At 69.3% G+C, this 13,351-nt stretch carries 13 protein-coding genes; 3 read left to right on the top strand and 10 right to left on the bottom strand.

The annotated features are described in order from the left end of the window. Window positions 1-20: 20 nt before the first annotated feature. Window positions 21-467 (top strand): MerR family transcriptional regulator, encoded by a 447-nt coding sequence (locus tag RM479_RS09565; RefSeq protein ID WP_311511375.1) that lies wholly within the window; start codon window positions 21-23, stop codon window positions 465-467. A 65-nt stretch (window positions 468-532) separates the two neighbouring features. Here the strand turns inward: RM479_RS09565 and RM479_RS09570 are convergent, their stop codons facing one another. The 10 genes from RM479_RS09570 to RM479_RS09615 form a co-directional block, all read right to left on the bottom strand. Further along, window positions 533-1,423, bottom strand: a complete 891-nt coding sequence (locus RM479_RS09570; RefSeq protein WP_311511376.1) for an FAH family protein — start codon at window positions 1,421-1,423, stop codon at window positions 533-535. Window positions 1,424-1,504: 81 nt separating this feature from the next. Continuing rightward, the gene (locus tag RM479_RS09575; RefSeq protein ID WP_311511377.1) at window positions 1,505-2,803 is read right to left on the bottom strand and encodes a pyridoxal phosphate-dependent aminotransferase; all 1,299 of its coding nucleotides are present in this window, start codon (window positions 2,801-2,803) and stop codon (window positions 1,505-1,507) included. 30 nt (window positions 2,804-2,833) lie between these two features. Then, the gene (locus RM479_RS09580) at window positions 2,834-4,519 is read right to left on the bottom strand and encodes an AMP-binding protein (RefSeq protein WP_311511378.1); all 1,686 of its coding nucleotides are present in this window, start codon (window positions 4,517-4,519) and stop codon (window positions 2,834-2,836) included. Beyond that, window positions 4,516-5,631: a Glu/Leu/Phe/Val dehydrogenase dimerization domain-containing protein gene (locus RM479_RS09585; RefSeq protein WP_311511379.1), complete on the bottom strand. Its 1,116-nt coding sequence runs from the start codon at window positions 5,629-5,631 to the stop codon at window positions 4,516-4,518. Before RM479_RS09585 ends, RM479_RS09580 begins: the two co-directional genes overlap by 4 nt. A gap of 58 nt (window positions 5,632-5,689) precedes the next feature. Continuing rightward, window positions 5,690-6,253 carry a type 1 glutamine amidotransferase gene (locus RM479_RS09590; protein ID WP_311511380.1) on the bottom strand — a complete coding sequence of 188 codons (564 nt, stop codon included), beginning with the start codon at window positions 6,251-6,253 and terminating at the stop codon, window positions 5,690-5,692. Window positions 6,254-6,265: 12 nt separating this feature from the next. Then, complete coding sequence (locus RM479_RS09595) at window positions 6,266-7,060, bottom strand: amino acid kinase family protein (RefSeq protein ID WP_311511381.1); 795 nt, start codon at window positions 7,058-7,060, stop codon at window positions 6,266-6,268. Beyond that, a complete protein-coding gene (gene argC, locus RM479_RS09600) occupies window positions 7,057-8,115 on the bottom strand; it encodes an N-acetyl-gamma-glutamyl-phosphate reductase (protein ID WP_311511382.1) in 1,059 nt (352 codons plus the stop codon). Before argC ends, RM479_RS09595 begins: the two co-directional genes overlap by 4 nt. Continuing rightward, a complete protein-coding gene (locus RM479_RS09605; RefSeq protein ID WP_311511383.1) occupies window positions 8,112-8,960 on the bottom strand; it encodes an ATP-grasp domain-containing protein in 849 nt (282 codons plus the stop codon). The genes argC and RM479_RS09605 overlap by 4 nt, the downstream gene beginning before the upstream one ends. Before the next feature lie 3 nt (window positions 8,961-8,963). Next, a complete protein-coding gene (locus RM479_RS09610) occupies window positions 8,964-9,146 on the bottom strand; it encodes a hypothetical protein (RefSeq protein ID WP_311511384.1) in 183 nt (60 codons plus the stop codon). Between the two features lie 66 nt (window positions 9,147-9,212). Then, complete coding sequence (locus tag RM479_RS09615; protein WP_311511385.1) at window positions 9,213-10,532, bottom strand: hypothetical protein; 1,320 nt, start codon at window positions 10,530-10,532, stop codon at window positions 9,213-9,215. A 229-nt stretch (window positions 10,533-10,761) separates the two neighbouring features. Here RM479_RS09615 and RM479_RS09620 point away from each other — a divergent pair, with 229 nt between their 5' ends. Beyond that, on the top strand, window positions 10,762-11,967 hold the full coding sequence (locus RM479_RS09620; protein ID WP_311511386.1) for an acyl-CoA dehydrogenase family protein: 1,206 nt from the start codon (window positions 10,762-10,764) through the stop codon (window positions 11,965-11,967). Between the two features lie 2 nt (window positions 11,968-11,969). Next, window positions 11,970-13,205 (top strand): acyl-CoA dehydrogenase family protein, encoded by a 1,236-nt coding sequence (locus RM479_RS09625; RefSeq protein WP_311511387.1) that lies wholly within the window; start codon window positions 11,970-11,972, stop codon window positions 13,203-13,205. The last annotated feature ends 146 nt before the right edge of the window (window positions 13,206-13,351 follow it).

The following is a 13,351-nucleotide window of genomic DNA, read 5'->3' on the forward strand; positions in this document are numbered from 1 at the left end:
ATCTTTGTGAGGTGGACCACATGCGCATCGGCGAGTTGTCGGAACGCACCGGGACGTCCCGCCGACTGCTCCGCTACTACGAAGAACAAGGGCTGATCGTCGTCAAACGCTCTCCCAACGGTTATCGGGAGTACGACGAGCGTTACGTGGACCGTGTCCTACAGATCAAGGGACTGCTCGAAGCCGGTCTGCCGACCAGGATCATCAAACGGATCCTTCCGTGCCTCGATCAGCCGCGCGCCATCTATGTCTCCCATGCCACGCCCGAGACGATCGCCGTGCTCGAACGCGAGTGCGACCGGATGAACGAGCGCATTCGGTTCCTGATCCATAACAGGGACTCCATATCCGCCTACCTCGATGCGGTGCGCCGTGGCCGACTCCCGGACGCACCGGAGACGGACCCCGGCTCCGAGCCCGCCGCGACCTCGCCCGAGGAATCGGTGGGCTCTCGCGCGGACCTGTGAGGGGCGGGCGGCGGGCACCTCCGTACCAGGACGGTGCGGTCGGGTCCCGCCGCCCCCCGACACCATCAGCGCGTCGGCTTCGCGTACCGGACGGAGTTGGCCAGCTCGACACCGTGGCTGGCCACGTCCAGCACCAGCCGATCACCGTCCTGGATCCGGAACCCGTCGTGGTAACTGGCCTTGTCCGCCCCCAGGAACAGGTAGTTCACCAGCCCCGGACGCCGCAACGCGGGGTAGGAGAACAGGTACCTCGTCATGTCGGGGATCCGGTGGTAGAGGGAATCGGCACCGCACGAGAAGTCGCCCTCCCAGGCCTGGACCCCTTCCCTCTCGATGACGATCCGGCCCGTCACCGAAAGGGGCGGATCGCCGAGGAACAGCCAGGGGGCCATCGACGTCTCGCACAGCTTGGCGTACGGGGTCCAGGCCCACGGGTTCTCCAGGTGGAGGCCGATGTCGTTCAGGTCGTTGCCGAAGCCGTAGCCGGCATAGTGCGGTTCGCCCTCGTCGTCGTTGACGTACACCAGCACGATCTCCGGCTCCTCCAGTAGCCAGATCGGGTCGGCCGGGACGGTCAGCGGCTCGTCCGGCATGCGAAGCCACGAGCCGAGGCCCTTGATGTAGTAGTTCGGCGGGGTGAACTCCTCGTCCGGCTCCGGGGCCCGGTCGAACTTGGAGCGGTGCGTTCCCATGAAGCCGTTGATCAGGGAGTTGTTCGCGTCCGCGGGCAGCAGCGGCGGGAGGAACCGCAGCTCGGGATCGTCGATGGACACCGAGATCGCCTCGGTGCCTTCGGTGACGGCGGCGATCACCGCCTCCGTCCCGGCGTGGGAGAGAAGGGCGTTCCGGAGTCGGTCGTCACTCACCGCGTACAGGGTGAGCGGCTCGTCGGAGGACGGTACGCGCAGACCCGCGTGGCGCCGGCCCTTGTATTCGCATTCGAAGAGGGTGGACATGACTCTGACGTGCCTCCTGAGGCCGTTGGGTCGGGACACGCGAACGGGAAGGGGTCCCATCGCGGGTGGAAAGGGTCACGCTCACCCGGTGTCCGCGCGCCCGGGGGCGAACGGTCCGGTGAGATCGGTCAGGACCTCGGTGATGCGGTCCAGAGAGGCCTTGATCCAGGGAAGTCGGAGCGGATCCGCCGCGCTCAGGGCGGTGACGCGTTCGGTGTCGCTCTCGCCGTACAGTCGGCCGGTGGCGACCCTGATCCGCAGGGAGTGCTCGGGCTCGTCGAAGGCGGTCCCCGGCAGCAGGCCCACCCCGTACCGCTCGGCGGTCAGGGCCGTGAGCTCTTCGCCCCGGCGCACGCCGTGCGTTCGGGCCAGGCCGTCCCGCAACGGCTCGAAGTCGGGGTAGAGGTAGCAGGTCGCCTGTATCGGTGTCAGTGCGGCGCCGAAGGCGGCGAATCGCGCGGCCACCGCGCGGACCACCGTCTCGTGCAGTCGTCGGCTCTCGGCGATGCGCGTCACCACCTCCGGAGGTTCCTCGAAGGCGTAAGCCGCCGCGGCCTGTACGGGGGCCGCGGTCGTGGACCAGATCTGGCTGGCGATACCGAGCAGCCGTGTGCGCACCTCCCGCCCGAGCGGGCCGTCGGGGATCCGGGCGACCCCCATCCGCCAACCCCCGAGCGCCAGGCTCTTGGTCGGCCCGGTGGTGACCACCGTTCGTTCGGGTGCGAACACGGCGGGGGAGACCAGTGGTGTCTCAGGAGAGAAGACCAGTTCGCGGTAGATCTCGTCGGAGATGATGACGAGGCCGAGGTCGCGGGCGGCCACGGCCAGGTCCCTGACCGTCTCGGGTGCCGCCACGGTCCCCGTCGGGTTGTCCGGCAGGGTGACCACCACGGAGCGGGGATCGCGGCCGGCGGCGCGGGCGGAGACGACCGCCTCGCGCAGCCGGTCCGGGTCGGGCACCCCGCCCTGCCCCGGCCGGATCGGTACGGAGATCGCCCGCCCACCGGCGAGCCGGGCCTGGGCCGCGTAGCTGACCCAACCGGGGCGTGGGATCACCACATCGCCGCCGACGGCGAGCACCAGCCCGAACAGCAGCGGTTTGCTGCCCGGCCCGCACACCACGAGGTCGGGGTCGGTACCCAGCCCTCGCCGCCGCCAGTATCCGGCCACGGCGGTGCGCAGTTCGGCGTCCCCCGCCACCGGGCCGTAGGCGTTCCGGCCCGCGGCGGCGGCGAGTCGCTCTTCGAGCAGGGGCAGGACGGGCAGTCCGATCTCACCCCCGGCGAGGGAGAGGACCGGTTCTCCGGCCGACCTCCTGCGGGCCAGGGACTCGTCCACGGCGAGGGTGGCCGACATGGTCACCGGCGCGGATACCGGCATGGTCTCCTCCAAGGGATCGGGGTTCTGCGGTCAGGGCCGGGACGGGTCGGGGGAAGGGGGCCGGCCCGCGGTGAGGCACTGCCGCAGTTCGGCCTTGCGGACCTTGCCCGTGAGCGTCTTGGGCAGCGCCTCGACGGCCTTCACGCGCTCCGGGAGGAACCGGGCGTCCTGACCCGCCCCGAGCAGATGGGCATGGATCTCTTCGAGTGTCGGGAGGGCGTCGCCACGGGGGACGACGAAAGCGACGATCGGATCGTCGAAATGGCCGGCGGGACCGACGAGCGCGGCCTCGGTCACCTTCGGGTGCCGGGAGAGGAGCGCTTCGAGCTCGGCCATCGGGGCGACTTCGCCGTCGCGCAGGATGGCGTCCTTCGCCCGCCCCAGGACACGGATGCCCCCGCCGCCGTCCTCGCGCGCCACGTCGCCGGTGTCGAACCAGCCGTCCGTGGTGAGTTCGGAGTCGAAGTCGTCCTGCCGCTTGTGGTAGCCGAGCGCCTGCGACGCGCCGCGTACCCGCAATCGGCCCACCGGGGCCCGTCTACGGGGATCGTGGCACAGGTCGATGCGGATCTCCATGGAGTCGATCGGCCGCCCGTGGCTCCTCGCCGACCGGTCCTGGTCGTAGTCCAACCGGCTGATGGTGATGGGACCGAACTCGGACATGCCCCACACCGAGTGGGTACGGGTTCCGAAGGCGTCGCGCAGCTCGTCCACCAGCTCCTGGAGCACGGGAGCGGCACCGGTGACCGTATAGCGCAGACTGGACACATCGTGCGGGTCGATCCGCTGCACGGCGGCGAGACCGGAAAGGGTGGGCGGCGGTCCGTACAGCAGCGTGGCGCCGTACTGCTCGATCAGGTCCAGCAGACCGGCGTGGTCCCGACCGTCCTGGAAGGTGATCGTCCCGCCGAGCATGACACCGGCGAGGACACCCTGGCCGAAGCCGGAATAGTGCACCAGCGGAGTGGTGACCGCCGCCACGAGGTCGTCGCCGAGCAGGAAGGTGTCCACGTATCCGCGAACGCCCGAATGGACGGTGTTCTGGCTGTGCACCACCCCTTTGGGGAAGCCCGTCGTGCCGGACGTGAACAGCACCACGAACGGCTCGTCGGGTGTGAGTCGACGGCCCTCCGACGCGCCCGTGCGCCGTTCCTCCCAGTGGGTGGAGACGAAGTGGTCGTGGAAGTCGATCGCCCCCGCGGGGACGGGACCGTCGACCACCACCACGTGCTCCAGGGGCAGCTCGGACCGCCACTCGCCGACCCTCTCGGCCAGTGGGTACCCCTCCCACTCCGACAGGGTGACGAACAGTTCGGCCTCGGTGAGTTCGAGGCGGTAGCGCAGCTCGTCCCCCTGACAGTCGGGTGCGATGGGGCAGATGACGGCGCCGACCTCCATGCAGGCGAACATCAGCGGCACCATCTCCCACCGGTTGGGCAGCTGGACGGCCACGACGCCTCCTCGGCTCACCCCCAGTTCCAGGAGCGCTCCGGCGAACCGGTCGGTCAGTCGCGACAGGTCCGCGTAGTCGAGGACGTCAGTGCGGGCCTCACCGCCGCGACGTCCGACGATGGCCGGCTTGCGCGGGCGCTTCCGGGCCTGACGACGCAGGTCGTCGAGGAAGGTGTCATCACGCCACCACCCACGCCGTCGGTACTCGGCCGCGCGTTCCGCGGTCGGCAGCGTGGCGGGGTCGGCGGTGGTCGTCGCGGTCATCGGAGCTCCTCACGACGCGCGTCGAGCAGTTCCGGAAGGGGGTCGCCCGAGCGTGAGGCCACGATGTCGAGCAGGTCCCGCGTGTTCCGGCGCACGCGGTCACCGACCCAGTCGAACACCCACGCCTTGCGGGCGTCCGCCGCCAGGTCGAAGGGGACGACCCGCGTGACGGCCAGGGCGGCGGACGCCGCCCCACCGATGTTGGCGATCACACCCGGCACCAGGATCGAGCCCGAGGCGGCCACCTTCTCCCTCGCCTCGTCGCTGGAGCTGATGTTGCCCCCCTCGACCACCAGGCCGGCGCGCAGGCGGTGGGCGTTCTCGGCGTTGAGCGCGTGCTTTTGCGCCGCGAGGACGACCAGGTCGGAGTCGACGCCGAGCCAGGCGTCCGCTTCGTCGGACACGGTGACGCCCTGCGGCAGCCGTGAGCGGTCGATCCGTCCGAACTCGTCGGTGATGGCCAGCAAGGCGGCCACCGGAAGCCGTTCCGCGCTGATGGTGCCCTGGACGTCGGCGACGCCCACGATCACGTGCCCGCGCTCCTCCAGGAACCGGGCGACGGCGCGACCCACGGCGCCGAAGCCCTGCACCACGACCCGGGCCGACTCCGTGCCGTGACCCGCCTCCCAGGCGGTGACCGCGGCCACGCCGACACCGTGTCCGGTGCAGTCGATCAGCGGTTCGTAGTACGTACGCCAGTCGATCGGCATGTCCGGGACGCCTCGCCGGTGACGCGGGTCGTAGTCGGCCTCGGCGAAGAAGACGGCCCGGTCCGCGGGTGTGACCCCCATGTCGATACCGAGGTGGATGCCACCGTGCAGCAGGGGTTTCACGGTGCGGCCGAAGGTGCGGAAGGTCTCCTCGCGCCCGGTGCCGTCGGACACGATCCCGGCCTTGGCACCGCCGATGCGCAACCCGGCGAGCGTGAACTTGTGGGTCATGTCGCGGGCCAGGCCGCGCACTTCCTCCTCGGTGACCCCCGTGGTCATACGGGTGCCGCCCATGGCCAGGCCGTCGACCAGCGAGTCGACGACGACCCAGCCGTCGATGGTGCCGCCGCTGCCGTTGAGATGGGTGACGAACGCGGGCTCCCGCGTTTTCCGGTCGGTCATGATCCAGTCCTCGAATGCGTAGGGGAAGGGGGTACGTTCGCGGTTCGGGGGAGCGGTGTCACTGGTACAGCCGCGCGAAGCCCCGGAGGATCTCCAGGCCGTCGCTGCGGAACTCCAGGTGCGCCTGCGCACCGAAGATCCGCCCGTCGTCGGAGCGCAGGAATTCCACGGGTGCGTGTTCGGATCGGCCGATGGAGCGAAAGCCCTTCGGTGCCTCCCGGACGTAGAGGGTGTGGCGTTGGAAGACCGTCACCGTCGGCTTCACGTACGCGAAGATCGGCTCTTCCTTGTCGACCTGCACGTCGTGGCCGCCGACTCGTTGCACCCCTTCGGCCAGGTGGCCGCCCGCCGCGACCGCGAGGGTCTGCATGCCACCGCAGATTCCGAACACCGGGACGTCGGCGCTCATGACCAGGTCCACGAGCGGTTTGTAGTAGTCCTGGTCGTAGGCTCGGACCTTGGTGCCGCTCAGGACGATCGCCTGGTAGCGGCCGTTGAGCCGATCCGGCACGGAGGCCGCGTCGACCGTTTCGGTGTCCGATCCAAGCTGTTCGAAGCGATGGCGGAGTTGTTTCAGGGAAAGCGTTCCGTTGTTGACGACCAGTACCCGGGATCGCGCCACGAGATCAGCTCCTCAGGTTCGTGTGATGACGGTGCCGGTGCGGGCGGAGAGCAGGTCCGTGACGGGCGCGCTACCGATGACGACCCGTGCGACGCCCTGTTCCAGGGCCTCGCCGGCCGCTCGCAGCTTCTTGCGCATGCCACCGGTGGCGCCCTTGTCACGGAACTCGGCCGCGGCCTTCGCGGTGATCCGGCGCACCGGGTCCCCATCGATCAACAGATGGGTGACATCGGTGATCAGGACCAGGTCGGTGGCGCCGATCGCGCCGGCGATGGCCGCCGCGGCCCGATCGGCGTCGGTGTTCACCTCCCGGCCCGCTCCATCACGGGCCAGGGGCGTGACGAGGTGGACGTGGCCCGGTCGCGGGTTCTTCAACGGCGTCGGGTCCACGTCGGTGATCGGACCGACCAGGTTCTCCATCTCGACGAGCCGTTTCTCCCGCCACCACCAACGCTCGCCCTCGCCCGCCCGGACCAGGCCGTCACTGCCGAGAAGCCGCTCCGCGGTGATGCCGTGCCGGTGGAGCCGGTCCAGAACCCTCTCACCGAGTTCCGCGCTGACGGTCTTGATGTCGGCGATGACCTCGGGGGTGGTCCAGCGGCTCTGGTTGCCGTAACGATCGCGCAGGATCGCCGACGGCTCGCTGTAGCGCGGATGGAGCCGCTTGAGGGGCTTGGACCAGCCGTGCACCAAGACCAGCGGGTTCTCCTTGCCGTATTCGGCGAGGTCCTTCCACCAGGAGCCGTCGAGGTCGTCGAGGCGGCTGCCGCCCAACTTCACCACGGTCGGCGTGGGGTTCGCGGTCATACCGGCATCACGGGCTGCATGGCCAGTCCTGTCTCCTCGGGTAGCGCGTAGCGCAGGTTGAGCGCCTGGACGGCCTGTCCGGCCGCCCCCTTGACCAGGTTGTCGAGGGCGGCGAGGACGACGACCCGCCCTCCGTCCGGGTCGTGCAGGGCCGTGACATCGCAGTAGTTGGAGCCGAGCGTGACCTGCGGGTCGGGCACCGGGATGAGCGTCTCGGTGTGGCGGCGCACTCGGACGAAGGGGTGCTTCTTGTAGAAGCGCAGGTAAGCCCGCTGCAACTCGGATCCGTTCACCTCGTCGTCGGTGAACGCGTAGACGCTGGCGAGCAGTCCGCGCACGTGCGACACCCCGTACGCCGACATGCTCAGCGAGCCGATGGAACCGGGTCCGTTGCGCTCCAGGAAATCCCCGACCTCCGCGGCGTGCCGATGCCCGGTGGGGGCGTAGGGCGCGATCGCGCCGTTGCGGAAGGGGTGCAGGTCCGGGACGCGCAACTGTAGGCCGCCGCCGCTGGAGCCGCTCTTGCCGTCCACCACCACGGTCCTCAGCCGTAGACCGAGGCCGAGGGTCAGCGGAGCGAGCCCCAGGGTGATGGCGGTGGCGTAGCAGCCGGGCACCGAGATCAGCGGGGCGTCGACCAACCGGTCTCCCACGAGCTCGGGTACCCCGTAGACGAAGCGCTCGGCCAGTTCGGCCCCGCGGTCGACCTTCGGATACCAGCGGTCGTGCAGGTCGGGGGTGCGGATCCGGAAGGCGCCGCTCAGATCGATCACGCATGCGACGCGGTCGGCGAGAAGCGCGGCGAGTTCGGCCGACGCGGGGGCGGGAGTGGCGAGGAAGACCACGTCGCATCGCTCGGCGATGGCGTCGGCGGAGGCGCTCTCGACGACCAGCCCCAGATCGAAGCGGAGCCCGGGGTGCAGTTGTGAGGGGCGCCTGCCGACGCTGGAGCTACCCCCCAGGTAGGTGATTTCGAGTTCGGGGTGCTGGTGGACCAGCCTGATCAGTTCACCGCCGGCGAGCCCGGAGGCGCCGATGATTCCCACACGTATCATCCGAGCGTCTCCTGTACGTATCGGGCGATGGCCGAGGCGATGTCCGTCCCCGTCGTCGACGCCACCCCACGCCAGGCGGGAGCGTGGTTGACCTCGTTGACCAGATAGCCCGACGAGGTCTTGAAGAGGTCGACTCCGTAGATGCCGGGGCCGAGCCGGTCCACGACCCCGTCCACGATCTTGTGCACCTCGGGATCCCGGCCCAGGGCGCGACTCTGATTGCCGAGCGCGGCGTTGCTGCGCCAGTCGGCTCCCGCGCTCTCGAACTCCGCGGCGGCGACGATCTCCCGGCCGACGACGAGGCAGCGGATCGATCCGCCGCCCAGGTAGGGCTCCACCAGGCAGGCCTGCTCGAAGGCGTGGCCGAGGTCCTCGACATAGTCGTAGACGGAATGTGCCAGGTCGGGGTCGCGCACGAGCGTGACGCGCTTGCCCATTCCGCCGTAGACCGGTTTGAGCACCAGGGGGGTGCCGATCTCGCCGAGCGTTCGGTCGAAGTCCTTACGGGAGAGGACCAGCCGGAAATCCGGGACCGGGATCCGGGCCTCGCGCAGCGCGGCGCGCAGCATCAGCTTGTTCTCACAGATGTGGATCGCGGAGGCCGAGTTGAGGACCTTGACCCCGTCGGCCTCGGCGAGGGCGGCGATCAGCCCGCCGCGGGTGTAGCTACGGCTGCGGACCAGCAACGCCTCGTAGTCCCTGACCGTGGGGGAGTCCGAGTGGCCCAGGGCCAGGGACTCGTCGTTGATCCAGTCGACCTCCAACCCGAAGTCCGGAGCGATCTGGACCAGCCGGCGTTCCTCCCAGCCGATCCGGTCCGCGACGATGGCGACTTTGTTCTTCATTGTTCACTGACCCCAGTCGCGCAACTGCACCTCGACCATCTGGAGATCCAGTTGGCCGTCTTCGATTCCCTCGACGCGGAGCGTGAGCAGGCACTCGGGGCAAGAAAGGGTCTCGCCCTGGACGATCGGAGGAACGGTGAGATCCGTTTCGCACTCAGGGCAGGAACCGGCGAGAGTAGTGGGCATTGCATTACTCCGTACTCTGGAGATGGCGGTGTGGGGGAATGATCAATTGCCGAGAGAAGTCAATTCTCAAACGGCCTGGAAATCGATGGCGGCCTTGCGGATCGCGTCCCGGTCGAGCAAGGGTCGGCCGTTTCGTTCCTGCTCATCCGTCAACCAGGTCGTGAAGGGATCGATGTCGACGGAGATGCCGGAGTCGGAGAGCGCCCACTTGACGAGCGCGGGGGTGAGGCGCGTGCGGACGTTCAACCTGCGGAAGTTCCCCACGAGTTCGGCGGGGAGCGTCTCGTAGGCCTCCGGGTTGTCGAGTTGCCCCGGGAGTTCGTAGGCGAAGGCGTGCGGCGTGGTCGGACCCGACTGGAAAGCGTCGCCGAGGCCGGCGCCCTTGAGCGCGACCCGCGACAGCTCGGTGAGGTGGGAGAGATCGAACCGGGTGTCACCGTGGACGACCCGCAGGGCGGTGAGCACCTCGGCCAGCGGGGCGTTGCCGCCGCGCTCGCCGATGCCCCCGACCGTGGCCGAGATCCATCGCGCACCCGCGCGGACGGCGGCCAGGGAATTGGCGACGGCCATGCCCAGCATGTTGTGCGAGTGGATCTCGATCTCGGAACCGTCGATCGCGGTGAGGCCGGCGATCACCTTCTCCATCTTCCAGGGCGACAGATAAGCGACGGTCTCGGCGATCCGGAACCGGTCCGCTCCGGCGTGGAAACCCGCGGAGACGTAGGAGACGAGCCGTTCCTCGCGGGTGCGCGCACCGTCCTCGCCGCTGAAGGTGACATGGAAGCCCCGGTCCTTGGCCTGGGAGATCGCCGAACGGGCAAGGGCTTCGAGGAACTTGGAGCTGGGGGAACCGAGCTTCAGCTCGGCGTGCTGTTCGGACGTGGGTATGGAGTACATGATGTGCCGTACCCCGAGACGTTCGGCCTCGTCCAGGGCCTTGGCGACCTGCTTGCGGTCCCGTACGACCACGAGTGTCATGCTGCGCTCGGGGCCGACGGTGTCATGGGTGGCGAGGATGAGGTCGGCGTCCTTGGAGTTCGGACCCGACACCATGCCCACCTCGACGAGCTCGACGCCGGTCTTGACGAGCAGGTCCGCGATGACCGCGGCGTCCTTGGGACGGAACTCGACACCCGCCATGTGGGCGGAGTCCCGCAGGGTCGCGTCCGACAGGTGCGGCGGACTGGGAAGAACGCCTTCGTGCTGTAATGTTTCCATTTTGTTCGCTTCCCTTTCTGTTGCCTTGCTCCGTCGCGTGCGGATGGGAGTCCTGCGTCGACGGCGGGGTGGGGCGGTTCGTGCTGAGGAACATATTGGTCGGCCGGCGTCAGGGTGGGCAATGGCTTCCATGTCAAATCCGTGAAAAATTACTTCATGCGGAGTCATGGAAGGCAAGGTTTTCAAATTCTCCGCCAGGGGCCCGACAAGTCTCCAATGAGCCCTTCAAATCGGCGCCGACTTCTGGATACTTTGATCGGGTCCACTCTATGAGGAGGGGGTGAAATCAGTGTTCAAGAAGTTCTTCCCGGTCTCTGGAAACAACAATTCTTCCCCGCTTCGCCCCGCATGCTCGAAGCACCAGGTCAATTCCCGTGAAAAAGAGAAAGGAGGTCCCATGACGCTTCTGGACGCCCCCGTCGACACCGCCCCCGTCGACACCGGTCCCGCCGACACCGGTCCCGCCACCGGCGGCGCGGAACCGATGCTGGCCGAGCGGGCCCGCCGACTCGCCGACCGTGTCGCACGGCCGACCGTCGCCCCGCGCGACCACGACCGCAGGTGGGACGCCGGGCTCTTCGCCGACCTGGCCGACGACCGCTCGGGCCCCGGCCTGGCCGGCCCTCTCGTGCCGCTCGCGCTGGGCGGCGGAGGCCTGTCCGCCACGCAGACCTGCGCCCTCCTCGAAGGCCTGGGCGAGGGGTCCCGTGATCCGGGGCTCGCCTTGGCGGTGGCGGCGCACGCCGTTCTCGCCACCGTTCCGCTCCGGGCCTTCGGCTCGGGTCCTCAGAAGAAGCACTACCTGCCCCGCATGGCCGCGGGGGAGTGGGTGGGCGCCCTGTCCCTGCAACAGACGCAGGGCGCGGCTCTCGCGTCCACCGTCACCGCCCGTCCGGCAGCCGAGGGCTGGGTGCTCACCGGCGCCCTGGACCTCGTCCCGTGCGCCCCCATCGCCCACCACCTACTGATCATCGCCACACTCGACAGTGGTGACAGAACGGCGTTCATCGTCGATCGGGCCACGACCGGACTGCTGATCGAGGAGACCGGTCCGGCGGCCATGCGGACCTGCTCCTGGGGGAGGGTCGTCCTGGACGACTGCCCGGTCCCGGAGGACGCCGTGCTGGGCACCGTCGGCGGCGCGGCCGTCGAGGTCGAGCCCCTCTTGGCGACGTTGGACTGGATCTTCACCAGCGCTCCGTGGCTCGGCGTCATGCGTGCGCTGACCAGTGAAGCCGTCGGTGTCGCCCGAGAGCGCCGGCTCTTCGGCCGGCCCCTGGCCCATGCCCAGTCCGTTCGGTTCACGCTGGCGGACCTGGCCATACGCTGCGAGCTGGCTTCGGAGGCGGTGTACCGGGCGGCCGGGCGGTTCGACGCCGGGGACCGGGCCTCACGCCAGGACGCGGCGGCCACCCGGTTGTTCGTCGCGTCCGCCGCCCGAGAGGTCGTCGAAGGAGCGGTGCGTCTCTCCGGACCGCTCGCCCTCACCGACGACCGGCTGATGGCACGAGCCCATCGTGACGTGCTGTTCTTCTCCGAGACCGGTGGTGGCGTCGAAGTGCTGCGACCGGTGATCGCGGCGTCCCTCCTAGGACTTGGTTGAACATGACGACCGGAACCGATGTGAACCACGCACGACACGACACGGCATGGAGTTTCCCCGGCATCGCCGCCCGGGCCGCCAAGACCGACGAGGAGGGGCGGATACCACCTCAGAGCTGGACGGAGGTCATCGAGAGCGGATACCTGCGGCTGTTCCACTCCACCGAGGTCGGTGGCGTCGGCGCGAACGGGACGACCCAGGCCGAGGCCATGGAGGCTTTGGCCCGAGCGTGTCCGGGCACGTACTGGACGGCGACCGTATCGGCGTTGTTGTGCGCCAAGATGATCTCCACCTACGGCGACCCCGATCACCACGAAGGGCTGCTCCGTTCTCTGCTCAGCGGTCGCAAGCTGGCCGGCTTCGCCGTGGTCGAGACGACGGCGGGCAGCGACTCCGCCACCTTCCGTACCTCGGTGCGCCCCGCCGGGCCACCCGGCGGAGGCTTCTACATCAGCGGTGAGAAGGCCCGGATCTCCAACGCGCCCAGCGCCGACCTGGCCGTGACCCTCGCCCGGCGGGAGAAGTCCCCGGGGGATGACGGCCCGGACTGGTGCCTCGCCTTCGTGGACCTGCACCAACCCGGCGTCCGCCGTTACGAGATCCCCCACATGGGGCTGCGGGGGATGCCCTGGGGCGGCATCGTCTTCACCGACGCGCACGTCGCCGAGAGGGACGTCGTGCCGGTGCCCTTCCACGAGCTGGCCGAGGGCATGGCGTGGGGATGGCTGAAGATCTCGTTCGCGGCCATCGCCATCGCCGAGTCCGCTCTCGCGGCCTCTGTACGGCACGCCAAGGACCGGGTCTCGTTCGGCCGCCCTCTGGCCCATATGGAGGGCGTGCAGGCCCAGCTCGCCGACTCCCGCGCACAGATCGACGCCACCCGGTCGCTGGCCCGCCGAGCCCTGTGCGAGCGTGTCGCGGGACGGTCGGCCAGGGACCTCATAGCCAAGCTCAAGATCTACGCCACCGAGATGGCCGTCCAGGTGGTCACGCGCGCCGTGCAGATCCACGGGGCGGCCGGTGTGACCAAGGGCCATGAGGTGGAGCGTCTGTACCGGGACGCCGAGATGAACGTCATCGGCGGGTTCACCTCCAACCGGCTGCGTGAGCAGGTGGCCGAAGGCATGGGCCTGGGACCGGCGGTCTATGGGGAGTTCGACTGGGTGACGCCGGCCGGGCTCGGCCGGGATCCGACGGGGCTCGACGGTCCCTCGTTCCCCGAGGCCGGCGGACACTAGGCCGACCGCTCGGAGCCGTTCGCGGGCCGCTCGGCCGGGACACCCCGGCCGAGCGTGCGAGCGGACACCCTCGGTGCGCCGCCGTGGTGGGAGAACGAAGAGGCGGGTCCCCTCGGGAGCCCGCCTCTTCGTGGTGCCGGTGGGCC

This window comes from Nocardiopsis lambiniae (assembly GCF_031845465.1).
In the GTDB taxonomy this organism is placed as follows: domain Bacteria; phylum Actinomycetota; class Actinomycetes; order Streptosporangiales; family Streptosporangiaceae; genus Nocardiopsis; species Nocardiopsis lambiniae.